Source organism: uncultured Methylobacterium sp. (genome assembly GCF_964244095.1).
Classification (GTDB): Bacteria; Pseudomonadota; Alphaproteobacteria; order Rhizobiales; family Beijerinckiaceae; genus Methylobacterium.
The window spans coordinates 1-23,564 of record NZ_CAXTHR010000012.1; the positions used below are offsets into that span (position 1 = coordinate 1).

A 23,564-nucleotide genomic window follows, 5' to 3' on the forward strand; every position below is an offset into this window, starting at 1 on the left:
ACGAGGCTCGAGAAGCTCGCGAGCTGGATCGCGATCGAGGCGAGGTTGGCGAAGCCGCAGAGCGCGAAGCACACGATCGCGGTGGTGCGCGGATCGAGGGCGCTCCCCTTCAGCACCGGCGAGAGGTTGGCGTAGGCGAAGAACTCGTTGAACGCGAGCTTCTGGCCGATCGCGCCGCCGACCAGCGTCGCGTGCTCCCACGGCACGCCGAGCAGCCACGCCAGCGGCGCCAGCGCGACGCCCAGGATGCCCTGGATCGAGGCGGCGGGATATCCGACGAGGCCGCCGGCAGAGCCGACGAGGCCGTCGGCGAGCGCGATCAGCCCGACGAAGGCGATCAGCATCGCGCCGACCGCGACGGCGACCGCGAGCCCCTTCTGGGTGCCGTCGGCCGCCGCCTCGATGAGATTGGCCGCCCGCGTCTCGCCGAACGCGACGCGGGTGGTCGCGACCCGGGTCGGCTCGGTCGAGGGAACGAGGAGCTTGGCGTAGAGCAGGCCGCCGGGAATCGCCATCAGCGAGGCCGCGAGCAGGTAGGTCATCGGCACGCCCAGAGCCGCGTAGCCGGCCAGGATCGAGCCGGCGGTCGAGGCCGCCCCGCTCGTCATCACCGCGAAGAGTTCGGCCCCGGTGAGCAGCGCGAGGAACGGGCGCAGCGCCACCGCGATCTCACTCTGGCCGATCGCGATGGTGATCACCGCCGAGAACGATTCGATCGGGCTGGTGCCGAGGACCCGGCGCAGGCCGCCGCCGAGGAGGCGGGCGGCCGCCTGCATGATCCCGAGATGGTAGAGCACGCCGATCAGCGCCGAGACGTAGAGGATCTGCGGCAGCACGCGCAGCGCGAGGATGAAGCCGCTGCCGCCGAACAGCTCGAACATCCGCGGCTCGACGAGGCCGCCGAACAGGAAGGCGGTGCCGCGGTCGCCGTAGGCGAGCACCGTCCGGACCAGCTCCGCCGCCGCCGCGAGCCCCGCCTGGCCGCCCGGGACGAACAGGACCAGCGCGCCCAGGCTCACTTGGAGCGCGAGCGCCGCGAGCACGACCCGCGGCCGGATCGCCCGCCGGTTGCTCGACAGGAGGACGGCGAGGCCGACGAGCAGCAGGATGCTGAAGCCGGCATGCAGGAGACGGTCTGGCATCGCTGTCGGGGCCTCGGCCGGCAGGAGCGCCCTGCCCGGGAAGGCCCCGCCATGGAAGCTTCGGGCCAAGCCTAAACCGTCGTCACGCCGCCGCAGAGCTTTTTCCCGGCACGGACGCCGGGAAGCCCGCATCCGTGCGGGGCTGCGGCTGGTACACGCCGTCCGCCGAACCATATCCCGTGGCCGGCACGGGGACGGGGCGTGCCGGGACGAACCGGAATCTCCCCTGCAGGGCGCGAACCACGACATCATGGCCAGCCTGCGCGCGTATCTCGCGTCCTACATGGTGAGGCGCAACGTCCGGAACCGGCTCGGCACCATGGGCGACGTCGCGCAGATCCGCGCCGTGTTCGGGGGACGCAGCTTCCCCGATCCGGCCGGCGCCGCCTACGAACCGGGCACGGTCGGCGGCGTGCCCGGCGAGTGGGTGCGGCCGCGGCGGGCCGCGGGCCCGGAATGCCGCCTGCTCTACCTGCACGGCGGCGGCTTCGTCGCCTGCTCGCCCACGACCCACCGCCCGGTGACGGGGGCGCTGGCCGAGCGCGGCTTCACGGTGTTCGCGCCCGATTACCGCCTCGCGCCCGAGCACCCGTTCCCGGCGGCCGTCGAGGATGCCTGCGCGGCCTGGAGCGCCTTCGCCGCGGAAGGACCGGGCTGCATCGCCGGCGACTCGGCCGGCGGCAACCTCGCGCTGGTCGCGATGCTGGCGGCCCGCGACCGCGGCGTGTCGATGCCGATGGCGGCGGCCCTGTTCTCGCCGGTCACCGATTTCCTCGCCGCCGACGGATCGCGGGTCACGAATGCCGGGCGCGACGCGATGTTCGATCCGCGGGCGCTGGTCAAGCTCGGGCCGATGTACCTGTCGGGCGCGGACGCGGCCGACCCACGGGTCTCGCCGCTGAACGCCGACCTCGCCGGCCTGCCGCCGCTGCTGTTCCACGTCGGCGAGCGCGAGATCCTGCGCGACGATGCGGTGCGCATGGCGGAGAAGGCGCGCGCGGCCGGCGTCACCGTGTCCCTGGAGGTGTTCCCGGTCGTCACCCATGTCTGGCAGTTCGCCCACAGCATGCTGCCGGAAGCCCGGCGCTCGCTCGACGGGGCGGCGGTATTCCTGAAGGCCCATTGCCTGAAAGCCCATGCCTGAAGGCCCATGCCGGCCGGTGAGTTCGCGCGGCGCGACGGAACGCGGCACGCCGGTCGGCCGTTGAGGGATCAAGCTGCGCCGTGTCGCGGCGCCGACCGCGAGGATGGACCCATGAGCCTGATCGGACGCATCGTCACCAAGCTCCTCGGCAACGAGGACCGCCCCGTCGCCCGGGACGACCGCAACGCGAGCTCCGCCTCGCCGCTCGGCCGGCTCGTCACCAAGATTTTGGGCAAGTAATCTTGAGCAAGTAATCTTGGGCAAGTAGCGAACGCGACGCCGGATCGCGGCTCGGCAGCCCGATCGGGCGCCGAACCCGTCGGCTCGCCGAAATCGCGGATCGTCGGGGGCACAAACAGCCTCTCGCGCGTTCCTCAGCCCGATCGCCCAATCCGGGTCGCGCCGCGCCGGCGCGCCCGTCCAGCATACGAGTAGGAGAAGACCATGGTTGATACGGATCGCATCGTCGGGACCGCCAAGGAAGTCGGCGGCAAGGTGCAAGGTGCGGCGGGCGACTTCGTCGACTCCAAGCGCGATTCGGTCGAGGGCCGGTTCCGCGAGGCCCAGGGCAAGGCCCAGGACGTCTACGGACAGGCCAAGGACACCCTGCGCGACGTGGCCGACAACGTCACCGACTATGCCGGCGACGCCTACGACCGGCGCGGCGAGCACCTGCGCGCGGGTCGGGAGGCCGTGAGTTCCCGCGTCGAGGAGAACCCGCTGATCGCCCTGATGATCGCCGGCGCCGTCGGCTACGGCCTCGCCCTGCTCCTCCACGGCCGCCGCTGAACGGTTCGGGCGTCCTCGCGGGCGCCCTGGGCAACGATACGGACGCCCTGTCGACCCGGTCGGCGGGGCGTTTCGCGTTTCCGGGATCGCGGCATCCGGTTCGATGGTCCGGCCTCGGCCCGCCGGTCCGGGGAAGCGCCGCTACTGCGCGGTCCAGCCGCCATCCATCGAGATGTTGGTTCCGGTGATCTGGCTCGCGGCGTCCGAGCACAGGAACAGGGCGAGCGCGGCGACCTGATCGACGGTGACGAATGCCTTCGTGGGCTGCGCCTTCAGCAGCACGTCGTCGATCACCTGCTGCTTGGTCAGGCCGCGCGCCTTCATCGTGTCGGGGATCTGCGCCTCGACGAGCGAGGTCCAGACGTAGCCCGGCGAGATGCAGTTGACGGTGATCCCGTGGGTCGCGAGTTCGAGCGCCGCCGTCTTCGTCAGCCCGACGATGCCGTGCTTGGCCGCGACGTAGGCCGACTTGTACGGCGAGGCGACGAGCGAGTGCGCCGAGGCGGTGCTGATGATCCGCCCCCAGCCGCGCGCCTTCATCCCCGGGATCGCCGCCTGCATCGCGTAGAAGGCCGAGGACAGGTTGATCGCGAGGACCCGCTCCCATGTCTCGCCCGGAAAGTCCTCGATCGCCGACACGAACTGGATGCCGGCGTTGTTGACCAGCACGTCGACCGTGCCGAACCGCTCCTCGGCGTCGCGCACCATGTCGGCGATCTCGCCGGGCCTGGTCATGTCGGCTGCCGCGTAATGCGCCTTGACGCCGAACGCGGATTCGATGCCGGCGCGGGCCGCCTCGATCGCCGCCGCCTCGCCGAAGCCGTTGAGCACCACGTTCGCGCCTTCCCGCGCCAAGGCGCGGGCGACGCAGAGCCCGATGCCGCTGGTCGAGCCGGTGACGATGGCGGTCTTGGATGTCAGGGTCATGCGCGGCTCCGTGGCGGCAGGTGTTAGGCGGCAGGTGTCCCGAAAACCTGCCCGATGCACCGCCGGATGTCGACGCGTCCGCGTCCGGGACGGCTCAGGGGCTCACGTCGGCCGCGCCTGCGCCGGGCGCGAAGGCGCCGGCGAGGTAGGCGCGCACGAATCCGGGCATGGCGCCGTCGATATCGGCGGCGCTGCGCACCGCGACGAGGCCGGCGAGTTCCGGCGCGTCGTCGCGGAGCGCGTGCATCTCCATGCGCGTGATCAGCGCGGCGGCCTCCTCGGAAAAATGCACCGGGCGCAGGAAGGCGAGTTGCCCCTCCCCGCGCAGGCACACCCAATCCTCCTGTGCCGCGTCGGGCACCACCAAGCCGGTCTCCTCGAACAGCTCGCGCCCGGCGCTGCCCGGGAAATCGACCGCCTCGCCGCGCACGTCGTCCCGATCCGGCGTGCCGCAGGGGAAGTAGATCTGCCCGGCATTGGCGGTGTGGGCGCCCATGCGGCCGAGCAGCACCGCGCCGTCCGCCGTCCACGGCACGATCACCGCGAAGGCGTTGGCGACGCGCCCGTCCGGCGAGCCGCCGTCGCGATAGGCGAGGAAGCGGGAATAGCGGGTCTCGAACAGGCTCAAGATGCAGGTGTCGCCGGTGATCGCGCAGTCGCAGGCGAGCAGCACCGGCCCGTCGAACAGGGCCGGCTGCGCCGCGCGCCGACGCCGCCAGTTCTCGTCGATGCGCCCGGCGTTGTCGCGCGCCCACGCCCAATCGTAGGCGACGAGGCGGGCCTCCAGGCGCGCGAGACGGACGACCTCGAAGCCGTAGGGCCGCGCATCAGACATGCAGCACGCCCTTGGAGGACACGACCGCCTGCTCGGCCGGCGCGGAGACGAACACCGTCTCGGACGGATCGAGCGCGCGGGCGACCGCCTGCATCGCGCCCGCATCGAGCCCGTCGCAATCGAGCACCACCGCCAGCGGGTTTCCGGCGAGGGCCCGGGCCGTGAACACGTCGCGGGCGGCGAAGCGGCGGGCCATCGGGGCTTCCTTCTCCCTGGTTTCGGGGCGCTCACACCGTCTCGACCGGGAAGGTCTCGCTCGGGGCGACGAACTCGTCCTGCGCCGCCACCGTCAGGATCTCGCGCGAGCCTGCCGCGAGCGTCCGGCGCAGCAGGCCGTGGACGGAGGCCGCGGCCATCCCGAGGGCGAGCGCGGCCGATCCGGTGCGGACGTAGTGGACGAGGAACAGGGCCGCGATGCAATCGCCCGCACCGTTGACCGAGAGGGCGAGGCGGGGCGTGCGCACCCGCCAGAACGCGCCGCCCTCCGCGGCCAGCATGTCGATGGCGTCGGCCGGCGTCGCGTCGGTGGCAAGCGAGGTCACGAGCACCACCCGCGGGCCGCGCGCGTGCAGCGCGGCCACCGCGCGCTTGGCCTCGCTGAGCGTGCCCGTGGCCCGGCCCGCGAGCAGGTCGAGCTCGAACTGGTTCGGCGTCAGGATGTCGGCGGCCGGCACCGCGCACTCGGCCATGAACGCGGCGATGCCGGGACGGACGTAGATCCCCCGGCCGGTATCGCCGATCACCGGATCGCAGGCGTAGAGCGCGTTCGGGTTTGCGGCACGCACCGCGGCCACCGCCTTGAGGATCGCGGTGCCGATGTCGGCCGAGCCCATGTAGCCCGACAGCACCGCGTCGCAGCACCCGAGCACGCCGCGCTCGTCGAGCCCGGTCACCAGTTCCTCGATCGCCGGACCGTCGAACACCCGGCCGCGCCATGCGCCGTAGCCGGTGTGATTGGAGAACTGCACCGTGTGGATCGGCCAGACCTCGACGCCGAGCCGCTGCATCGGAAACACCGCGGACGCGTTGCCGACATGCCCGTAGGCGACGTGCGACTGGATCGACAGAACCTGCATCGCGACGTCCCTCCCCGCGCGGCGCCCGCGGCGTGTTAACGGCTTTCGACCTTGGGGCAACGCGCGCAGCCGGCACCCTTTCACATCGCGGCAAGCTTTCACACCGCAGCAAGGCAGACCATGGACCTCGAAGCTCTCCGCGTCTCCGCCCTCGGCTTCGTGGAGGCCCACAAGGCGTGGACGCCGGTGATCGCCGGGGTGCTGGCCTTCTGCGAATCGCTCGCGTTCCTGTCGCTGCTCGTGCCCGCGACCGTGATCCTCATCGGCATCGGCGCGATGATCGGGGCGACCGGCACGCCGTTCTGGCCGGTGGTCGCGGCGGCGGCGCTCGGCGCGGCGGCCGGCGACTGGCTGTCCTACGAGTTCGGCCGTCACTACGGCGAGGGCGCCAAGCGGCTGTGGCCGATGCGGCGCTATCCCGAGATGGTCGCCAGGAGCGAGGGCTTCCTCGGACGCTGGGGCGCGGCGGCGGTGGCGGGCGGGCGGTTCTTCGGGCCGGCCCGCGCCGTGGTGCCGCTGATCGCGGGCGTGTTCGGCGTCGCCCGCCTGCCGTTCCAGGCGGCCAACGTGCTCTCGGCGATCGCCTGGGCGTTCGTCCTGCTGGCGCCCGGCGCCGGGCTGCTGGCGTGGTTCCAGGACTGATGCGCCGTTTTCCCCCCGAGCGCATCGTCTGCCTCACCGAGGAGACCGTCGAGACGCTCTATCTCCTCGGGCAGGAGGATCGTATCGTCGGCGTCTCGGGCTACGCGGTGCGGCCGGCGCGGGTGCGCAGGGAGAAGCCGCGGGTCTCGGCCTTCACCAGCGCCGACATTCCGAAGATCCTGGCGCTCGATCCCGACCTCGTGCTCGCCTTCTCCGACCTCCAGGCGGACATCGCCGCCGACCTGGCGCGCGCCGGCATCGCGGTGCACCTGTTCAACCAGCGCGACGTCGCCGGGTGCTTGGCGATGATCCGTACGCTCGGCGCCCTCGTCGGCGTGCAGGGCCGGGCGGACGTACTGGCGCAGGGCTACGCCGACGCGCTGGCGCGGGTCGCCGCCGCGGCCGCGGGGCGCCCGAGACCGAGAGTGTATTTCGAGGAGTGGGACGCGCCGATGATCTCCGGCATCGGCTGGGTCTCCGAGCTGATCGGGTTCGCCGGGGGTGACGACGTGTTCCCCGGGCGCGCCCGGATGCAGGCGGCCACTGACCGCATCGTGACCTCGCAAGACGTGATCGCAGCCGCCCCCGACGTGATCCTCGCCTCGTGGTGCGGCAAGAAGGTCAACGTCGCGCGCATCCGCGCGCGGCCGGGCTGGGCGGCGATCCCCGCGGTCCGCGATGGCCGCATCCACGAGATCAAGTCGCCGCTGATCCTCCAGCCGGGGCCGGCGGCCCTGACCGACGGGTTCGCGGCGATCCGCGAGGCCCTGGCCGCGCCGTGATCGGTCGCCGCAGGTGACAAGCCGAGTCCGGGCTTGGCAAGATGGGCCCGTCCCGATTCGGCACGCCCCGCCCTCCGGAAACGATGTCCGCAGCCCTCGCCCACGCGCTCGATCCCGTCCTGCCGCCGGACCGGCGCCAGTCGCCGACGGCGCTGAAGATCCAGCGCGGGGTGCGGCGGCTGTTCTCGGAGATGGGCTGCGTGAGCCTGCCCGAGTTCTCGCTCGTCAACGGCCGCCGGGCCGACGTGATCGCGCTCTGCGGCGCGGGGCGGCTCACCATCGTCGAGATCAAATCGAGCGTCGCCGACTTCCGCGCCGACCGGAAATGGCCGGACTACCGCGACTATTGCGACCGCTTCTTCTTCGCGATCTCGGACACGGTCCCGGAATCGATGATCCCGGAGGAATGCGGGCTCATCGTCGCCGACGCGTTCGGCGGCATGGTCGTCCGCGAGGCGCCGGAGCACGCGCTGTCCGGCCCCCGCCGCAAGGCCGTGACGCTGCGCTTCGCCCACAGCGCCGCCCGCCTGCTCCACAGCCTCGCCGACCCCGGCGCGATCCGCGAGGGGGTGCTCTGAGCGCGCTCCGCTCCGCCCTCCCCCGGACGCCCGTCGCGATGATAGGATCACCCGACGGAAGCGCCGGACGCCGACCGGCCTTCGCGGAACGGATCTTCATGCGCGCGCTTACCGGACTCGTCGCGGCCCTCGTCCTCGCGACGCCGGCCACGGCGCAGAGTACCGTGAAGATCGGGCTCTCGGCGCCGCTGACCGGGCCGGACGCAGCCTTCGGCCAGGGGATGCGGCAGGGCGCCGAGCAGGCGGTGGCCGACCTCAACCGCGCCGCGGGCATCGCGGGGCGCAAGCTCGTCCTCGTGGTCGCCGACGATGCCGGTGAGGCGAAGCAGGGCGCGGCGGTCGCCCGGCGCTTCGCGGCCGACGGGGTGCGCCTCGTGGTCGGGCCGCTCGCATCGTCCGTCGCGGCGGCGGCGGCGCCGCTCTACGAGGAGGCGGGGATCGTCGCCGTGACGCCGGGCGCCTCCTGGGCGCCGCTGACCCGGCGCGGGCACTGGAACCTGTTCCGGACGGTTCCCGGCGACGCGCAGCAGGGCACGGCGGCCGGCCGGTATCTCGCGGCGCACGCGACCGGGCGCCGGGTCGGCCTCGTCCACGACCGCACCACCTTCGGGCGCGGCCTCGCCGAGGCGGTCTCCGCGACGATCAAGGCGGCCGACAACCCGGAGGTGCTGTTCGAGAGTTTTTCGCGCGGCAGCCGCGACGCCGGCGATCTCGTCGCGAAGCTCAAGGCGGCCCGCGTCGAGGCGGTGTATTTCGGCGGCCTGGCGCCGGAGGCGGCCGTGCTGGTCCGCGCGATGCGCGAGGCGGGGCTGTCCGCGCCGATGGTCGCGAGCGACGGCATCCTCGACCGGGATTTCGGGACGCTCGCGGCGGCGGCCGGCGAGGGAACCGTCATGACGGTTCCGCCGGAGCCCGGCCGGCTGCCCGAGGTCAAGGGCCGGCCGCCGCGCACGCCCGAGGCCGAGACGCTCGCCGGGCCGACCTACGCGGCCGTCGAGGTCCTGGCGCAGGCCCTGGAGCGGGCGCGCTCGGCGGACGGGCGAAGGATCGCCGCGGCGCTCCGTGCCGGCCCCTTCCGCACGGTCCAGGGCGAGATCGCCTTCGATGCCGAGGGCGACCCCGTCGCCGGCACGATTGGCCTGCGGGTCTGGAAGCGCATGCCGGACGGGCGGCTCGACTACGCCGGCAACGACATCGCCCCCTGAAACCGGCGATCTGCACAGGAATCGTGCGGGACCGATGCTTTTCGTGCCGCGGGCGTCGTGCGGGCCGGACGGCCAAGCTTGCCTGCGCCGCGCGGGGCCCCTACATCGTGCGCGACGCTTCATGGCCCGGCGCCTCCGGATTCGGACCCGCCGCCGCAGCGTCCATGCGAATTGCTTTGCCGCGAGATCGTGTCGCCGGAACGCCTGCTTCCAGACGGTCCGACTGGAGAGGGTGAATGGCGAAAGAAGAATTGATGCAGTTCGACGGTCTCGTTCTCGAGATCCTGCCGGACGCGCGCTACCGCGTGCAGCTCGACCAGGGCCACGAGATCGTCGCCTACACCGCCGGCAAGATGAAGAAGAACCGCATCAAGACGCTGGCCGGCGACCGCGTCACCGTCGAGATGTCGCCCTACGACCTGGAGAAGGGCCGCCTCGTGTTCCGGCACAAGGACGAGCGTTCCGCCGGCCCCCGCCCGCCGGTGCGCGGCGGCCAGTTCCGCCGCCGCTGAGCGGCCGGTCGATCTCCCCGACGCGCCGGCCCGCCGCCGCCTATCCGCTGCTGACGTTGACCGCCCTGCTCTGGGCCGGCAACGCGGTCGCGGGGAAGTGGGCGCCGGGCCACATCTCGCCCCAGGCGATCACCGCGCTGCGTTGGGGCGTGGTCTGCGCCGTGCTGGTGCTGTTCGCGCGCCGCCGCATCGCCGCGGACTGGGCGGGCCTGCGCGGGCACTGGCTGCTCGTCCTGCTGATGGGGGGCTTGGGCTACACCGCCTACAACAGCCTGTTCTACGCCGCCGGCGCCTACACGAGCGCGGTCAACCTCGCGCTGTTCCAGGGCGCGATCCCCGTGCTCGTGATCCTGCTGAACTACGCGGTCCACCGCACCGCCGTGACCCTGGGCCAGGGGGTCGGCGTCGTCGTCACGCTCCTCGGCGCCGCGGTCGCCGCGACGCACGGCGACTGGCGCGTGCTCGCGACGCTCGGCTTCAACCGCGGCGACGTGCTCGTCTTCCTCGCCTGCCTGCTCTACGCCGGCTATACCATCGCCCTGCCCCGTCGCCCGGCGGTCTCCGGGCTGGCGTTCTTTGCCGCGATGGCGGTGATGGCGTTCGCGACCTCGCTGCCGCTGCTGGCGATCGAGGTGGCGATGGGCCGGGTGATCTGGCCGGGCGCCGAGGGCTGGGCGATCGTGGCGTTCGTGGCGCTGGGGCCCTCGCTCGCCGCGCAGCTCTTCTTCATGCGCGGCGTCGAGCTGATCGGCCCGAACCGGGCCGGGCTGTTCGTCAACCTCGTGCCGATCTTCGGCGCGGGGCTCGCGGTCCTGCTGGTCGGCGAGCCCTTCGGCGCCAACGAGGCGCTGGCGCTCGCCCTGGTGCTCGGCGGGATCGTCTGCGCGGAACGTCTCGGACGCAAGCGGCCGCCCGGCCTTGCGCAGCCGGCCGTGCCGCAGCCCCATCCGCCCGAGCGGTGAGCGCCGGCCCCGCTGCGCGCCTACTCGCAGACGCGGACCCGGCGGATGAACTCGTCGCCGTAGGCGTTGATCGCGCGGCGGCGCTCGAAGTGGCAGACCGGGCCGTCGTCGTCCTCGACGTAGACCGGGCGCGGGGCGCGGTAGACCGGCTGGCCGGGATAGTACCCGTTCTGCGACGAGGCGATGGCGCCGCCGACGGCAAGCCCGCCGAGCACGCCGAGCGCGGCCGCGCCGCCGGGGCCGATGCCGTCGCGGGCCTGCGCGGCGGGCGCCGCCGCGAGGCTGCCGGCGACGAGGGCGGCGGTGAGATATCGGACCATGGTTCGTCCCCTCTGGATCTGTGGCGGGCGCAGTGTCGGCGGCCGGGGTTAACGCAATGCGACCGGCGCAGGATCGAGGACGGCGGCGAAGACCGCGCGCCGCCGATCCTCGAACCAGAACAGCCGCGCTTTGAGGCGGATGTTCGGCGTCCGGGGACGCCGCGGATCACGGCCTCGCGAGTCACGGCGGCGATCGGCCGACCTCTGGGACGGTCCGGACGGGGCGCGCCTCGGCGGCCGAGCCTCACGGACTGAAGATCAGGACGAGGTAGACGAAGAACACGATCAGGTGCACCGCGCCCTCCAGCACGGTGGTGCGCAGGCCCGAGAAGGTGAGCGTGCTGAGGATCAGCGTGACGGCGAGCAGCGTCATCTCAGTGGGCTTGAGGCCGAGCACCACCGTCTGCCCGGTGATCAGGCCGACCGCCAGCACCGCCGGCACGGTGAGGCCGATCGTCGAGGTGGCCGCCCCCAGGCACAGGTTGATCGCCCGCTGCAGGTCGTTGCGGGCGACCGCCTTCAGCGCCGAGATCGCCTCGGGCGTGAACACGATCGCCGCGATGAGCACGCCCCCGAGCGCCGAGGGTGCGCCGAGCGCCTCGATGCCGTGTTCGAGGATCTTGGCGAGGCTCTTCGACAGCAGCACGATCGGCAGGATGTTGGCGATGAGAAGGGCCGTGTGGCGCAGGACCGCGCCGGCAGACGCGGCCGGGCGGTCGTCCGCGGCGGGCCTCGCGCCGGGCGCCGCCGCCTCCTGGAAGAAGTCGCTGTGGCGGCCGGTCTGGATCAGCAGGAACACGCCGTAGAGCGCGACCGTGAACACCGAGAAGGTCACCGCCTGGAGCTTGGTCAGCGACCCGTCGCTGGTGGAGGTGGTGAAGTTCGGGATGATCAGCGCCAGCGTCGAGAGCGGAATGATCACCGAGAGGAAGGCCGAGGCGCCCTGGAGGTTGTAGCTCTGCTGGTGGTGGCGCAGGCCGCCGACCAGCAGGCCGAGGCCGACGACGCCGTTCAGCACGATCATCAGCACGGCAAACATCGTGTCGCGCCCGAGCGTCGACGCGTCCTTGGCGCCGAGCATCACCGCCGAGACGAGCGCGACCTCGATCACGACGATCGCGAGCGTCAGCACCAGGGTACCGAGCGGCTCGCCGAGGAGGCCGGCGAGTTCCTCGGCCTCGTGCACCACACCGAAGGCCGACCAGATGATCGCGGCGAGCAGCCCCGCGAACAGGCCGGCCGCGAAGAGCGGCCGGCTCAGATCCGCCAGCCAGGCGCCGCCGAACCACGCGAAGGCGCCGACCGTCGCCCACGCCACCCCCAGACGCACCCTGTCCATGGACCATCCGTTCCGCGCGATGCCCCGCGCATCCGGGCGACAGCTTATCGACGATCGACGGACCGCGCGCGCGCAACCGCGCCATGCGGGGCGGGGCGTGGCAAAAACGCCGCCGACGCGCTAGAGGATGGCGTTCCGCAACCCGAGTCGAGACCGGCGCGCCCTTCGAAGTGACCCGCGGCCGCGCGGGTCCCGACGGGGCCAACGGTCGTGAAAGCCCTGCTCCGTGCCGTTTCCCACCCTGCCCGCCCCCTTCGCGCGGGCGCTCGCCGACCACGATTACGCCGAACCCACGCCGGTGCAGAGCGCCGTGCTGGAGGCGGCGGCCGACGGCCGCGACCTCCTCGTCTCGGCCCAGACCGGCTCGGGCAAGACCGTCGCCTACGGGCTGGCCATGGCCGGCCTGCTGCTCGACGGCGCCGAGCTGCTGGCGCCGGCCGCCGCGCCGCTGGCGCTCGTCATCGCGCCGACCCGCGAACTCGCCCTCCAGGTCCAGCGCGAATTGCTGTGGCTCTACGGGCCGGCGGGCGGGCGCGTCACGGCCTGCGTCGGCGGCATGGACCCGCGGCGCGAGGCGCGCGCGCTCAACGAGGGCACGCACATCGTCGTCGGCACGCCGGGGCGCCTGCGCGACCACCTGGAGCGGCGCGTCCTCGCCACCGAGGGCATGCGCGCCGTCGTCCTCGACGAGGCCGACGAGATGCTCGATCTGGGCTTTCGCGAGGACATCGAGTTCATCCTCTCGGCCACGCCCCACCAGCGCAGCACCTTCCTGTTCTCGGCGACCCTGCCGAAGGCGATCGACAGCCTCGCCGCCCGCTACCAGCGCGACGCCCTGCGCCTCGCGGTGAAGAGCGAGACGCGCGGCCACGCCGACATCGCCTACCGGGCGATCCGCGTGGTGCCGCGCGAGATCGAGCACGTGGTGCTCAACCTGCTGCGCGCGGCCGACGCGCCCACCGCGCTCGTGTTCTGCAACACCCGCAACGCCGTGCGCCATCTCCAGGCGAACCTGACCGAGCGCGGCTTCTCGACGGTGGCGCTGTCGGGCGAACTCGGCCAGGGCGAGCGCAACGCCGCGCTCCAGGCGCTGCGCGACGGCCGCGCCAAGGTGTGCGTGGCCACCGACGTCGCCGCCCGCGGCATTGACCTGCCGACCCTGAGCCTCGTCATCCACGCCGACCTGCCCCACGACGCCGAGGTGCTCCAGCACCGCAGCGGCCGCACGGGCCGCGCCGGCCGCAAGGGCACGTCGATCCTGCTGATCCCCAACGCCCGGCGGCGGCGCGCCGAGCAGATGTTCGCGCTGGCCAAGATCAGTCCCGAATGGGCCGGGCCGCCCTCGGCCGAGGAGATCCGGCGCCTCGACGGCGAGCGCATGCTGGAGGACCCGCTGTTCACGGAAAGCCCCGGCGAGGAGGATCTGGCGCTCGCCGAGACGCTGGTCACCGGCCGCACGCCGCTCGAACTCGCCGCCGCGCTCGCGCGCGTCTACCGCACCCGCCTGCCGGCGCCCGAGGAGGTGACGGACCCCGGCAACGCCTCCGGGCGCGGGGCCGCCGGCCGGCCGCCCTACGACCCGATGGACCCGGACAAGATCGCCGCGATGGGCCCGGCGGTGTGGTTCCGGCTCAACCTCGGCCGGCGCGACAACGCCGACCCGCGCCGCCTGCTGCCGATGCTGACCCGCCGCGGCGGCATCGACCGCCAGGAGATCGGCGCGATCCGCATCTTCGACCGCGAGACCAAGTTCGAGGTCCGCGGCAACGCTGCCGCGCGCTTCGCGCAGGCGTTCGCCCGCAACGGCTCGCCGGAGATCCAGGTCGAGGCGCTGGCCGGCGACGCGCCGCCCGCCGAGCGCAACGGACCGGCCGGCTTCAAGAGCCCGCGGGCGGGCAAGCACGAGCGCCAGATCGGCAAGCCGCCCGGTGGCAAGCCGCCCGGCGCCAAGCCCTACGCGCGCAAGCCGCAGGCCTGAGCGCGGCCCTTCATCCGCTTGCATCCGGGATCACCGGCCGCTCCCGGTTCAGGTATACCGCGACGCTGACCTTCCCTCTCCCCTCTGCGGGAGAGGGTGGCCCGCGAGCCAAGTCGGGAGAGGGGAGCGACGCTTCCCTCTCCCGACCCTCGCTCACGCGAGGGCCACCCTCCCCCGCAGAGGGGGGAGGGAAGGCGCAGACCGGGATTTCTTTCGTGAGGCGGTGTATCCGGGCGGAACCGCGCGACCATGCCTTCGGGCGGACGCCGGCACCCGGCACGCGCGCCGATCAGAACCGGTCGGGCAGGCCCCTTACGGCGTCGCCCAGCGCCTCGACGCTCTCGCGGATCTTCCGGCCGGCCGGTGCCAGGGACGGCACCTTGATGCCGAACACCTCCGTGGCCTCGTCCGGCGTATCCCGATCCGGAGCGTCGGCGGGCAGGGCCTTCGCCTCGACCATCACCGGCTTCCGGACCGGCTTCTCCGCCGCGGGTTTCTCGGAGAGCGGGAGCTTGGCGGCCGGCACCCTGGCGGGCACCGCCTTGGCGGAGGACGGTTGCGCCTGAGCCGGCTCGGCGGGAAGCGCGGCGAAGGTCGTGGCGGTGGTGCGGGCGTGGATGGTCTCGGCCGGCAGCGGCGCCAGCGCGGCCACCGTGCGGGCGGGCGCGACGAGGCTCACTTGCCGCGCCGGCCCGATCACCGGCACGTCGACGATCTCCGGCAGGGCACGAGTTTTTCGCGCCGTGGCGGCTTCCAACGCGACCGCGCCGGCCCGCGGCGCGCCAGGAATCGCGGACGCGACCGGACCGGGCGGCACGATCGCGGGCAGGACCGCGACGCTCCCGGTCGCGAGGACGGGAAGGCCGTCCTTGAGATCGGGCCAGTCCGCGGCCCTCTGCCGGATCGCGGCGGGCGCGCGCTGCGGGCCGGCGAGGCCCGCCAGGAATGTGCTCGCCGCGCTGGCGAAGGCGCCGGTCCCGGCGATCCCGAGCAGGCCGAACAGGGCGATGCGGCCCCAAGGGCGGTGCGAGAGGCGGTGCGAGGCACGGCCGACGGGGGGATGCTGCGCCGCGGCGGCCGGGGTGCGGGTCTCGGAGGGGTCGAGGGCGAGGTCGATCATCGGACGCGGTCGATCATGGGGCCAATCTCTTCGAACACGCGGAACCGGTGCGGCCGATCTCCCCCATCACGGCCGCTTCGCTTCCGTGAAGTCGGCCGGAAGCGACACGCTGGTTTCGAGTGATGACCTGCAATACGGCGCAACGATGTCAACCCGCATTCGCGAGACCGGTCGTGGTCCCGGCGGGGCGGCATCTTTTGTGGAGACGTCTTGTCCGCCCAGGAAGTCTTGGATACGGGCTCCGCCCTTAAGAACACGTATCGGTGCGGCAGGGCCGGCCGGGCGCTCAGCGGCCGAGGCGCTCGGCCTGCGCGCCTGCCACCCGCGCCACGGCGCGGCCCCGCCGGTCCGTAATGGAGACCGGCTCCGAAGCCGCGCGCGCGGTCGCCGTCAAGCGGAGGAGGGCTTGCTTGAGGGCGAAGGCCGGCCGGTCGCCCCAGCGGGCGAGCAGCGCCTGGAAGGCGTCGTGCCGGGCGCGGTCGAAGGGGATCGGCCGCCCCGCGCGGTCGCGACAGGGATGGGGCGGGTAGAGGTGGGCGCAGGGCACCAGCCCCGGCGGGATCGGTGCTGTGGCCGCGTGGGTCCGGCGCAGGCGCAGGATGCGCGGCAGGGCGTAGGCGCGGGGGCCCGACGGATCGCCGAGGCCGCCGGCCAGCACCTCGATCCGTCCGAGCGGGCCGGCGAAGACCAGATCCGCGCGTCCGCCCGCGACCTCCGGCAGGATCGCCGCGTCGAAGTCGGGCGCCGTCGCGCCGAGGCGCGCGCGCAGGCGCGCCAGGGTCCCGGCATCTCGCGTCCGCACGCGGACGGAGACCTGGGCCGCGTCGAGCCCGAGATCGAACAGCACGGCATCGCGCCGTGCCGGGTCGAGGGCACCCTGGTCCGGGCCGATCTCGCCGCTTTCCGTGCGCGGGGCGGGATCGAGCGCCGCCGCCGGCAGGCACAGGGCGAGGGCGTGGCTCCAGCCGTCGCCGACCGGGGTCTCGTAGGCGATCAGGCGGAGCGCGTCCGGCAGCACCAGTTCGATGCCGCCGCGGCCGGTACGCAGTCCGAAGCGTCCGCCGCCGAGCGGTTCGCACGGCTCGTCCGGCCGCCGGCGGAACTCGGCCGCGGCCCCGAACGCGCCCAGGCTCCAGGCGGCCTCCGGGTCGGCGAGCGCAGCGGAAAGGTCGTCGCGGGCGTTCGCGTCGGAGGGCATCGGCCGACGGGCTACGCGCCTCGCGACGGCAGCTCAAGAGCTTTTCCCGATCAGGAGCTCGTCCCGATGGGGACGGGCGGCGGCGCGCGCGGCGGCGGCATGGACTTCGGGGCGCCGCATCGCCACCCTGCGCCGCGTGAGCGCCAGACCCGTCCCCCTCGCGAGCGGTCCCGACGACGTCCGCAGCCAAGCCGCCCCGGCGGCGGTCCCGCGACGGGCCGTCCCCTCGGCCCCGCCGTGGAAGCGGTGGTCGACCCGGGCGCGCCTCGTCGCCGTGGTGCTGGCCATCGACGTCCTTGCTGCCCTGATCTCCTGCGGCGTGATCGTGCTGAACGCCCGCACCGCGGTGACGGTCGAGACGCGGGCCTCGCTCGCCACCGTCGAGGCGCTCGTCGCCGACACGATCCGCCTGCTGGAGGCGGCGCCGAGCGAGCGCCTGCTCCAGACCCTTGACCTGCGCTTTCAGGTGCTGCGCCACGTCCGCATCGCCGTGCGCGATGCGGCGGGGGCTCCCGTCGGCGGCGGCCTCGGCCGGCCGCGCCGGGAGAAGCTCGCGCCGGCCTGGTTCGCCGACCTGATCCTGCCGGGCATCGAGCAGCACGAACTGCCGATCGTCACCGCCGGCCGGGTGATCGGCAGCGCCCGGATCACCACGCAGCCGATGGACGAGATCGACGAGATCTGGGGCTATGCCCGCGCGCTCGCGCTCGCCACGCTCTGCATCAACGCGGCGATGCTGGCCGCGCTCTACCTCGCGCTCGGGCGGGTGCTGGCCCCGCTCGGCCGCCTCGCGGACGGGCTGACGCAGCTCGAGCGGCACGACTATACGGTGCGCCTCGAAACCCCGTCGACGCGGGAATTCACGGTGATCGCCGCACGGTTCAACCAAGTCGCCGAGGCGCTCGCGGCCGTGCGCGCGGCCAACGGCCGCCTCAACCGGCACCTGCTCACGGCGCAGGACGACGAGCGCCGCCGCACGGCGCTGGAGCTTCACGACGAGTTTGGCCCCTGCCTGTTCGCGCTGGAGGCCAGCGCCGCCTCGATCGGCCGGATCGCGGCCGGGCCGGCCGAGCCCGACCGGGACAGGCTCGCCGCGCGCGCCTCCGAGATCGCTGCCATCGTCGCGCAGGTGCAGGGCCGGAACCGCGACCTCCTCAACCGCCTGCGCCCGCACGCGCTCGGACAGGTGCCGCTTTCCGAGTGCCTCGCCCTGTTGCTGCGCGACTTCTCCCGGCGTCATCCGGGCACGACCTTCACCGGGCGCTTCGACGGGCTGGCGCGCGGCTACGGCGACCTGGCCGACCTCACGGTGTTCCGCTGCATCCAGGAGAGCACGACCAACGCCGTGCGCCACGGCCGCGCCGTGCAGGTCGCGGCCGAGGTCCGCGAGGAGGCCGGCGCCCTGCACGTCTCGGTCGCCGACGACGGGGTCGGGTTCGGCCCGGACCACGGCACCGGCCTCGGGCTCTCGGGGATGCGCGAGCGCGTCGGCGCGCTCGACGGCACGTTCGTGCTTGACAAGCGTTCCCCCGGCGCCGTTGTCCGCATCAGCATTCCCGTCGACCCGCAGCGGGGCGAGGACGCGAACCCGGCGCGATCGGCATGACTCAACCCGCATGAACGCCCTCGCCGCATGAACGCCCTCGCCGCATGAACGCCCTCGCCGCATGAACGCCCTCGCCTCGAAGCCCCTCGCCAGCGAGACGCGGATGCCGGTCCTCGTGATCGACGACCATCCGATCGTGCTCCAGGGCTGCCGCCGCGTCCTGGAGGATGCCGGAATCGAGACGGTGGCCGAGGCGACGACGGTGGTCGCCGGCTACCGCGCCTTCCACCGCCTGCGCCCGCCGGTGGTGATCTGCGACCTGACCTTCCAGGGCAGCGGGCTTGCCGGCCTCGGCCTGATCCGGCGCATGTGCGCGGTCGAGCCGAAGACCCGCATCCTCGTGTTCAGCATGCACAACGACCCGGTCATCGTCGCCCGCGCCCTGGAGGCCGGCGCGCTCGGCTACGTGCTCAAGGACCACGCCTCGGCCGAGCTGTTCGAGGCGTTCGAGCAGGTCCGGGCCGGCCGGGTGCATCTCGACCGGCGGCTCGCCACCGAGGTCGCGATGCTGCGCACCGATGCGCGCCGCGCCCCCGAGACCCGGTTGACGCCGCGCGAGCAGCAGATCCTGGCGCGCCTCGCCCAGGGCAAGCCGTATGGCGCCATCGCCGCCGACCTCGCGGTGAGCTACAAGACCGTGACCAACGCCTGCTCGCAGATGCGCCAGAAGCTCGGCGTCCGGACGCTCGCCGCGCTGATCCACGTCGCCGTCACCCAGGCCCGGCGCCCGGGTTGACGGCGCGGTTGTCGATACGGCGGGAGGGTGGGCGATGGCCGGTTCCGGGTTGGATACGTTCTCGACCGAGGCGTGGACGCGGAACGCCGCGCTCTACGAGACCATCCGCGCGATGCCGTTCAACGCCGAACTCGCCGCCGGCACGCTGAGCGAGAGCCGGTTCAAGCACTACATCGTGCAGGACGCGCATTACCTGATCGGCTTTGGCCGCGCGCTCAGCCTGGCGGCCGCGAAGGCGCCGGAGCCCGAGGGGATCGTGCTGTTCTGCCGTGCGGCCGAGGAGGCCGTCATCGTCGAGCGGGCGCTCCACGGCGGGTTCTTCCGCGACTACGGAATCGGCCCGGAGACCTTCGCCGCGACACCGCTCACGCCGGCCTGCGACCACTACGTGTCGTACCTGCTGGCGACCGCCTATGCCGAGCCGTTCGAGGTCCTGCTCGGGGCGCTGCTGCCCTGCTTCTGGATCTACGCCGAGGTCGGCCGCGACATCCATGCCCGCGCGGGCGCCGACAACCCGTATCGCGCCTGGATCGACACCTATGCGGGCGCAGACTTCGCCGAAGCCGTCGCGCGGATGATCGCGGCGACGGACGCCGCCGCGCGCGACGCCACGCCGACGCTGCGCGCGCGGATGCACCGCGCCTTCGCCCACGCGACCCGGCTCGAATGGATGTTCTGGGACGGCGCCCACCGCGAAGCCGGCTGGCCGGTGTGATCGGGGCGCGAGGCAGCGGAAACGCCAGTCGACGTTCGTTCGAGGTTCTTCGGTTCGGATGCAACCAAACCGGAGAGATCAGGACGTCGTGAAAAGCCAGGACGAACCTCTTCGCGACATCCACGTGTTCGTGACATCCACGTGATCGACGCAGGCATGACCGACATCCGTCATAGGATCGACAGGTACCGCCGACGCGACGCCGTGGTCGGAATCATAGGCCTCGGATACGTCGGGCTGCCGCTCTGCATCGCGGCCGTGGCATCGGGCTTTTCGGTCATCGGCTTCGATGTCGATGCCGGCAAGCCGCCGCTCCTCATGGCTGGACGGAGCTACCTCGAACACATCCCGGCCCGGGCGATCGCCGGCGCGGTCGAGACCGGACGCTTCCGGGCGACGACGGACTTCGACGCGCTCGCGCAGTGCGACGCGATCCTGATCTGCGTTCCCACGCCGCTGACGGCGCAGCGCGAGCCGGACCTGTCGTTCATCCGGAGCACGACGCAGGCGATCGCCGCGCGCCTGAAGCCGGGGCAGTTGATCGTGCTCGAATCGACGACTTGGCCCGGGACGACGGATCAGGTCGTGCGTCCGATCCTCGAAGGTCTCACCGCCTACAGGAGTGCGGTGGATTTCTTCCTCGCCTTCTCGCCGGAACGGGAAGACCCCGGCAATGCCCGCTACGACACCGCATCGATCCCGAAGGTGATCGGCGGCGACGGCGCCGCCGCGGTCGCCCTGGCCGACGCCCTGTACTCAGCGTTCGTCTCGGATACCGTCATCGTCTCCTCGACCGCCGCGGCGGAAGCCACGAAGCTCACGGAGAACATCTTCCGCGCCGTCAACATCGCACTCGTCAACGAGTTGAAGATCATCTTCGATGCGATGGGGATCGACGTGTGGGAGGTGATCGCGGCAGCCGCGACGAAGCCGTTCGGCTTCATGCCGTTCCATCCCGGTCCCGGCCTCGGCGGACACTGCATCCCGATCGACCCCTTCTACCTGACCTGGAAGGCACGCGAGTACGGCATCGCGACGAAGTTCATCGAGCTGGCCGGCGAGATCAACCGGCACATGCCGACCTTCGTCATGGACAAGCTGATCCGGGCCCTCGACGCACGCTCGAGCCGGGGGCTGAACGGCGCCCGGGTGCTCATCGTCGGGCTGGCCTACAAGAAGAACATCTCCGACATCCGGGAAAGCCCCGCGTTGAAGCTCTGGGAACTCCTGGAAGCGCGCGGCGCCGAGGTCGGCTATCACGATCCCTTCGTCGCGGAGATCCCGGTCACGCGCGAGCACGCCGGGCTCGCACGGCAAAGATCGGTCGCGTGGTCGCCGCAGGATATCGCGGCCTACGAGGCGATCCTCATCGTCACCGACCACGACACGGTCGATTATCGCGCGCTGGTCGATCACGGCAGGCTGATCGTCGATTGCCGAAACGCCTGCCGAAGCCGCGGCATCCACGCCGCCAACGTCGTGCCGGCCTGAGGACTCATCCGTGACGGCGTTCGTCCGCGGCCCGCGCGGTCCCGCGTGAAGCGTTTCGCGCCGCCTTCGGTCGGATCCGCGGGGGCGCCGGAAGAGCCCGGGCGCACGCGCGGCGCCGCGGCGCATGCGAGGTCGCGGCGCGAGACGCGCCCGTCAGCCCCGGCGCTCCGCGGCGACCGCCGGCAGGGTGATCGCGACGCGCAGGCCCGGCGCGTTGTCCTCCAGGACGAGCCGGCCCTGGTGCAGGCGCACCACGGCGTTCACGAGGCTGAGGCCGAGGCCGAAGCCCGGCCGCGAGCGGGCATCCTCCAGCCGTACGAAGCGGTCGAGCACGCGCCCGCGCTCGGCTTCCGGGATGCCCGGGCCGCGATCGGCCACGGTGAGCACGATCTCCGCGCCCGCCCGCGCCGCCGTGACCGCGATGGTCCCGCCCGCCGCCCCTTCGGCGGCCCCGTACTTGATCGCGTTGTCGATCAGGTTGGCGAGCGCCTGCCCGACCAATTCGCGGTTGCCGTCGACGACGAGGCCGTCCGGCGCCGAGACGGCGAGAGGCAGGCCGCGCTCCTCGGCCAGCGCCTCGTAGAGTTCGCCGATGGCCCGGACCGCCGGCCCAAGATCGAACGGCGCCATGATCGCGCGGGCATGGCCGGCTTCGAGGTGTGCGATTATCAGCAGGGCGTCGAACACCCGGATCAGGCCGTCGCTGTCGTCGATCACCCCTTCGAGGGCGCCGCGGAGCGCATCGGGCGATCCGGTGCCGCGCAGGGCCTCGTCGGCCCGGTTGCGCAGGCGGGTCAGCGGCGTCTTGAGGTCGTGGGCGATGTTGTCGGAGACCTCGCGCAGGCCGCGCATCAGCTCGCCGATCCGCTCCAGCATCAGGTTGAGGTTCTGGGCGAGGCGGTCGAGCTCGTCGCCGTTGCCGGCGACGGCAAGCCGGCGGTCGAGGTCGCCCGCCATGATCGTGCCGGCGGTCTCGGTCATCGCGTCGACCCGCTTGAGCACGCGCCCGGCCACCACCCATCCGCCGACCACCCCGAGCAGCACCACGACGGCGAGCGATGTGGCGAAGGTCCGGCCGATCACCCCGCGCAGGCGGTCGCGCTCCTCCACGTCGCGCCCGACCAGCAGCCGGAAGCCGCCCGGCAGGGTGAAGATCCGCACGATCGCCCGATGCGCGTCGCGGCCCTCCGTTTCGCGGCTGCGGCCGTAGACGGTCTCGCCCAGGCCGGGCGCGGCGAGGACGGCCGGGGGCACATCCCCGACGTTGCCGACCACGTGCTCGCCGTTGGCGGTGGTGACGAGGTAGAGCGAGGCTCCGGGCTCGGCCGCGCGCCGCTCGACGGCGCCGATCAGCCGGCGCAGTCCGCCGGCGTTGTACTGCTCGGCGAGCCCGTTGATCTCGGCATCGATCGTCGAGACGATCTGGTCGTCGAGCACCCGCCGGGCGCTCCAGGCGATCGTGCCCAGCGCGACCACGGCGCAGGCGGCAAACACCGCGAGATAGGCGATCGACAGCTTGAACGCCGTCGTCCGGAACAGTTTCTGGACCTTGGACAAGGGGTGTTCCCGCGACAGGGGATGTTCCCGCGCGGTGAGCACGGGCCTCACGGGCCATCCCCTCCGGGACCGGTCACGGGGCGCGCGGCTCGTCGGCCCGGATCATGTAGCCGGCGCCGCGGACCGTGTGGATCAGGGCCTGCGGGAAGCCCTTGTCGAGCTTGGCCCGCAGGCGCGAGACGTGCACGTCGATGACGTTGGTCTGCGGGTCGAAGTGATAGTCCCACACGTGCTCCAGCAGCATGGTCCGGGTGACCACCTGCCCGGCATGGCGCATCAGGTATTCGAGCAGCCGAAACTCGCGCGGCTGAAGCGCGACCTCGCGGCCGGCGCGGTGCACCCGGTGCGAGAGCCGGTCGAGTTCGAGCTCGCCGACGCGGTAGGCCGTCGGCTCGGCGGTCCCGGAGGCGATGCCGCCGCGCCGCGCCAGCACCTCGGCGCGGGCGAGCAGTTCGGAGAAGGCGTAGGGCTTCGGCAGGTAATCGTCGCCGCCGGCGCGCAGGCCCTTCACCCGGTCGTCGACCTGCCCCAGCGCGGACAGGATCAGCACCGGCGTCGCCACCGCCTGCTCGCGCAGGCTGCGGATCAGCGACAGCCCGTCGAGCTTCGGCAGCATCCGATCGACGATCAGCACGTCGTAGGCGCCCTCGCGGGCGAGCGCGTAGCCGTCGAGGCCGTCGGCCGCGTGGTCGGCCACATGTCCGGCTTCCCGGAACGCCTTGACGAGGTAGGCGACCGCCTCGCGATCGTCCTCGATGATCAGGAGCCGCATGGTCTGGGAGCATAGCGCGGACCGGGGCGGCGCGAAACGGGCCGGGCCGGGCGCGGGCACCGTTCCCCGCCCGGCGCCGGTGACGTTTCGGCGAAAGGCCGGCGGAGGCCCGGCCGCGGCCGCGACGCGCCCGGCGCG

At 72.8% G+C, this 23,564-nt stretch carries 24 protein-coding genes and 1 pseudogene; 14 read left to right on the forward strand and 11 right to left on the reverse strand.

What is annotated here, in order from left to right; translation table 11 throughout:
* Positions 1–1,142: NupC/NupG family nucleoside CNT transporter (locus tag ACFE86_RS03560; protein WP_375453958.1), on the reverse strand; the 1,142-nt coding region annotated here is incomplete at its 3' end.
* Between the two features lie 250 nt (positions 1,143–1,392).
* Between ACFE86_RS03560 and ACFE86_RS03565 the strand changes: the two genes are divergently transcribed.
* From ACFE86_RS03565 to ACFE86_RS03575, 3 genes are all read left to right on the forward strand, one after another.
* The gene (locus ACFE86_RS03565; protein ID WP_375453959.1) at positions 1,393–2,286 is read left to right on the forward strand and encodes an alpha/beta hydrolase; all 894 of its coding nucleotides are present in this window, start codon (positions 1,393–1,395) and stop codon (positions 2,284–2,286) included.
* A 111-nt stretch (positions 2,287–2,397) separates the two neighbouring features.
* The gene (locus ACFE86_RS03570) at positions 2,398–2,526 is read left to right on the forward strand and encodes a TFIIS helical bundle-like domain containing protein (protein ID WP_375453960.1); all 129 of its coding nucleotides are present in this window, start codon (positions 2,398–2,400) and stop codon (positions 2,524–2,526) included.
* 204 nt (positions 2,527–2,730) lie between these two features.
* Positions 2,731–3,075 carry a CsbD family protein gene (locus ACFE86_RS03575; RefSeq protein WP_375453961.1) on the forward strand — a complete coding sequence of 115 codons (345 nt, stop codon included), beginning with the start codon at positions 2,731–2,733 and terminating at the stop codon, positions 3,073–3,075.
* A gap of 141 nt (positions 3,076–3,216) precedes the next feature.
* On the opposite strand, the gene ACFE86_RS03580 is transcribed toward ACFE86_RS03575, so the two are convergent.
* The 4 genes and pseudogenes from ACFE86_RS03580 to pdxY all read right to left on the reverse strand — a co-directional run bounded on the left by ACFE86_RS03580 (position 3,217) and on the right by pdxY (position 5,913).
* Complete coding sequence (locus tag ACFE86_RS03580; protein ID WP_375453962.1) at positions 3,217–4,002, reverse strand: 3-hydroxybutyrate dehydrogenase; 786 nt, start codon at positions 4,000–4,002, stop codon at positions 3,217–3,219.
* Positions 4,003–4,096: 94 nt separating this feature from the next.
* Complete coding sequence (locus ACFE86_RS03585; RefSeq protein WP_375453963.1) at positions 4,097–4,837, reverse strand: NUDIX hydrolase; 741 nt, start codon at positions 4,835–4,837, stop codon at positions 4,097–4,099.
* 31 nt (positions 4,838–4,868) lie between these two features.
* A pseudogene (locus ACFE86_RS03590) lies at positions 4,869–5,033 on the reverse strand (PhzF family phenazine biosynthesis protein); the annotation flags it as partial.
* 31 nt (positions 5,034–5,064) lie between these two features.
* Positions 5,065–5,913, reverse strand: a complete 849-nt coding sequence (pdxY, locus tag ACFE86_RS03595) for a pyridoxal kinase PdxY (protein ID WP_375453964.1) — start codon at positions 5,911–5,913, stop codon at positions 5,065–5,067.
* 120 nt (positions 5,914–6,033) lie between these two features.
* On the opposite strand from pdxY, the gene ACFE86_RS03600 reads away from it, so the two are divergent.
* From ACFE86_RS03600 to ACFE86_RS03625, 6 genes are all read left to right on the forward strand, one after another.
* Positions 6,034–6,555, forward strand: coding sequence for a DedA family protein (locus tag ACFE86_RS03600; RefSeq protein WP_375453965.1), 522 nt, complete (start codon positions 6,034–6,036; stop codon positions 6,553–6,555).
* Positions 6,555–7,337, forward strand: a complete 783-nt coding sequence (locus ACFE86_RS03605) for a cobalamin-binding protein (RefSeq protein WP_375453966.1) — start codon at positions 6,555–6,557, stop codon at positions 7,335–7,337. Before ACFE86_RS03600 ends, ACFE86_RS03605 begins: the two co-directional genes overlap by 1 nt.
* An 83-nt stretch (positions 7,338–7,420) precedes the next feature.
* A complete protein-coding gene (locus ACFE86_RS03610; protein ID WP_375453967.1) occupies positions 7,421–7,915 on the forward strand; it encodes an MmcB family DNA repair protein in 495 nt (164 codons plus the stop codon).
* A gap of 98 nt (positions 7,916–8,013) precedes the next feature.
* Positions 8,014–9,120, forward strand: coding sequence for a branched-chain amino acid ABC transporter substrate-binding protein (locus ACFE86_RS03615; protein ID WP_375453968.1), 1,107 nt, complete (start codon positions 8,014–8,016; stop codon positions 9,118–9,120).
* 236 nt (positions 9,121–9,356) lie between these two features.
* Positions 9,357–9,632: a translation initiation factor IF-1 gene (gene infA, locus ACFE86_RS03620; protein ID WP_147025743.1), complete on the forward strand. Its 276-nt coding sequence runs from the start codon at positions 9,357–9,359 to the stop codon at positions 9,630–9,632.
* Entirely contained in the window at positions 9,629–10,594 is a 966-nt protein-coding gene (locus tag ACFE86_RS03625) for a DMT family transporter (RefSeq protein WP_375453997.1), read from the forward strand. The genes infA and ACFE86_RS03625 overlap by 4 nt, the downstream gene beginning before the upstream one ends.
* Before the next feature lie 20 nt (positions 10,595–10,614).
* Here the strand turns inward: ACFE86_RS03625 and ACFE86_RS03630 are convergent, their stop codons facing one another.
* Both ACFE86_RS03630 and ACFE86_RS03635 read right to left on the reverse strand, forming a co-directional pair.
* Positions 10,615–10,914, reverse strand: coding sequence for a hypothetical protein (locus ACFE86_RS03630; RefSeq protein WP_375453969.1), 300 nt, complete (start codon positions 10,912–10,914; stop codon positions 10,615–10,617).
* Between the two features lie 244 nt (positions 10,915–11,158).
* A complete protein-coding gene (locus ACFE86_RS03635; protein WP_375453970.1) occupies positions 11,159–12,253 on the reverse strand; it encodes a calcium:proton antiporter in 1,095 nt (364 codons plus the stop codon).
* A 226-nt stretch (positions 12,254–12,479) separates the two neighbouring features.
* On the opposite strand from ACFE86_RS03635, the gene ACFE86_RS03640 reads away from it, so the two are divergent.
* Complete coding sequence (locus tag ACFE86_RS03640; RefSeq protein ID WP_375453971.1) at positions 12,480–14,231, forward strand: DEAD/DEAH box helicase; 1,752 nt, start codon at positions 12,480–12,482, stop codon at positions 14,229–14,231.
* A 289-nt stretch (positions 14,232–14,520) separates the two neighbouring features.
* On the opposite strand, the gene ACFE86_RS03645 is transcribed toward ACFE86_RS03640, so the two are convergent.
* Both ACFE86_RS03645 and ACFE86_RS03650 read right to left on the reverse strand, forming a co-directional pair.
* Entirely contained in the window at positions 14,521–15,351 is an 831-nt protein-coding gene (locus ACFE86_RS03645; RefSeq protein WP_375453972.1) for a hypothetical protein, read from the reverse strand.
* Between the two features lie 286 nt (positions 15,352–15,637).
* Positions 15,638–16,549, reverse strand: a complete 912-nt coding sequence (locus ACFE86_RS03650) for a DUF6925 family protein (protein ID WP_375453973.1) — start codon at positions 16,547–16,549, stop codon at positions 15,638–15,640.
* Positions 16,550–16,685: 136 nt separating this feature from the next.
* On the opposite strand from ACFE86_RS03650, the gene ACFE86_RS03655 reads away from it, so the two are divergent.
* The 4 genes from ACFE86_RS03655 to ACFE86_RS03670 all read left to right on the forward strand — a co-directional run bounded on the left by ACFE86_RS03655 (position 16,686) and on the right by ACFE86_RS03670 (position 21,097).
* Positions 16,686–18,155, forward strand: coding sequence for an ATP-binding protein (locus tag ACFE86_RS03655; protein ID WP_375453974.1), 1,470 nt, complete (start codon positions 16,686–16,688; stop codon positions 18,153–18,155).
* Positions 18,156–18,216: 61 nt separating this feature from the next.
* Positions 18,217–18,891, forward strand: a complete 675-nt coding sequence (locus tag ACFE86_RS03660; protein WP_375453975.1) for a response regulator — start codon at positions 18,217–18,219, stop codon at positions 18,889–18,891.
* Positions 18,892–18,925: 34 nt separating this feature from the next.
* A complete protein-coding gene (locus ACFE86_RS03665; protein ID WP_375453976.1) occupies positions 18,926–19,606 on the forward strand; it encodes a TenA family protein in 681 nt (226 codons plus the stop codon).
* Positions 19,607–19,762: 156 nt separating this feature from the next.
* A complete protein-coding gene (locus ACFE86_RS03670; protein ID WP_375453977.1) occupies positions 19,763–21,097 on the forward strand; it encodes a nucleotide sugar dehydrogenase in 1,335 nt (444 codons plus the stop codon).
* 153 nt (positions 21,098–21,250) lie between these two features.
* On the opposite strand, the gene ACFE86_RS03675 is transcribed toward ACFE86_RS03670, so the two are convergent.
* Together ACFE86_RS03675 and ACFE86_RS03680 are read right to left on the reverse strand one after the other, a co-directional pair.
* On the reverse strand, positions 21,251–22,654 hold the full coding sequence (locus ACFE86_RS03675) for an ATP-binding protein (RefSeq protein ID WP_375453978.1): 1,404 nt from the start codon (positions 22,652–22,654) through the stop codon (positions 21,251–21,253).
* Between the two features lie 73 nt (positions 22,655–22,727).
* Positions 22,728–23,426: a winged helix-turn-helix domain-containing protein gene (locus tag ACFE86_RS03680; protein WP_375453979.1), complete on the reverse strand. Its 699-nt coding sequence runs from the start codon at positions 23,424–23,426 to the stop codon at positions 22,728–22,730.
* Positions 23,427–23,564: the final 138 nt, after the last annotated feature.

Bases quoted from the DNA above. Each gene is read 5' to 3' on its own strand.
- ACFE86_RS03635 (WP_375453970.1), bottom strand. From the start codon at position 12,253: ATGGACAGGGTGCGTCTGGGGGTGGCGTGGGCGACGGTCGGCGCCTTC.
- ACFE86_RS03570 (WP_375453960.1), top strand. From the start codon at position 2,398: ATGAGCCTGATCGGACGCATCGTCACCAAGCTCCTCGGCAACGAGGAC.
- ACFE86_RS03670 (WP_375453977.1), top strand. From the start codon at position 19,763: ATGACCGACATCCGTCATAGGATCGACAGGTACCGCCGACGCGACGCC.
- ACFE86_RS03605 (WP_375453966.1), top strand. From the start codon at position 6,555: ATGCGCCGTTTTCCCCCCGAGCGCATCGTCTGCCTCACCGAGGAGACC.
- ACFE86_RS03650 (WP_375453973.1), bottom strand. From the start codon at position 16,549: ATGCCCTCCGACGCGAACGCCCGCGACGACCTTTCCGCTGCGCTCGCC.
- ACFE86_RS03580 (WP_375453962.1), bottom strand. From the start codon at position 4,002: ATGACCCTGACATCCAAGACCGCCATCGTCACCGGCTCGACCAGCGGC.
- ACFE86_RS03610 (WP_375453967.1), top strand. From the start codon at position 7,421: ATGTCCGCAGCCCTCGCCCACGCGCTCGATCCCGTCCTGCCGCCGGAC.
- ACFE86_RS03615 (WP_375453968.1), top strand. From the start codon at position 8,014: ATGCGCGCGCTTACCGGACTCGTCGCGGCCCTCGTCCTCGCGACGCCG.
- infA (WP_147025743.1), top strand. From the start codon at position 9,357: ATGGCGAAAGAAGAATTGATGCAGTTCGACGGTCTCGTTCTCGAGATC.
- ACFE86_RS03575 (WP_375453961.1), top strand. From the start codon at position 2,731: ATGGTTGATACGGATCGCATCGTCGGGACCGCCAAGGAAGTCGGCGGC.
- ACFE86_RS03630 (WP_375453969.1), bottom strand. From the start codon at position 10,914: ATGGTCCGATATCTCACCGCCGCCCTCGTCGCCGGCAGCCTCGCGGCG.
- ACFE86_RS03600 (WP_375453965.1), top strand. From the start codon at position 6,034: ATGGACCTCGAAGCTCTCCGCGTCTCCGCCCTCGGCTTCGTGGAGGCC.
- pdxY (WP_375453964.1), bottom strand. From the start codon at position 5,913: ATGCAGGTTCTGTCGATCCAGTCGCACGTCGCCTACGGGCATGTCGGC.
- ACFE86_RS03660 (WP_375453975.1), top strand. From the start codon at position 18,217: ATGAACGCCCTCGCCTCGAAGCCCCTCGCCAGCGAGACGCGGATGCCG.
- ACFE86_RS03565 (WP_375453959.1), top strand. From the start codon at position 1,393: ATGGCCAGCCTGCGCGCGTATCTCGCGTCCTACATGGTGAGGCGCAAC.
- ACFE86_RS03585 (WP_375453963.1), bottom strand. From the start codon at position 4,837: ATGTCTGATGCGCGGCCCTACGGCTTCGAGGTCGTCCGTCTCGCGCGC.
- ACFE86_RS03680 (WP_375453979.1), bottom strand. From the start codon at position 23,426: ATGCGGCTCCTGATCATCGAGGACGATCGCGAGGCGGTCGCCTACCTC.
- ACFE86_RS03645 (WP_375453972.1), bottom strand. From the start codon at position 15,351: ATGATCGACCTCGCCCTCGACCCCTCCGAGACCCGCACCCCGGCCGCC.
- ACFE86_RS03665 (WP_375453976.1), top strand. From the start codon at position 18,926: ATGGCCGGTTCCGGGTTGGATACGTTCTCGACCGAGGCGTGGACGCGG.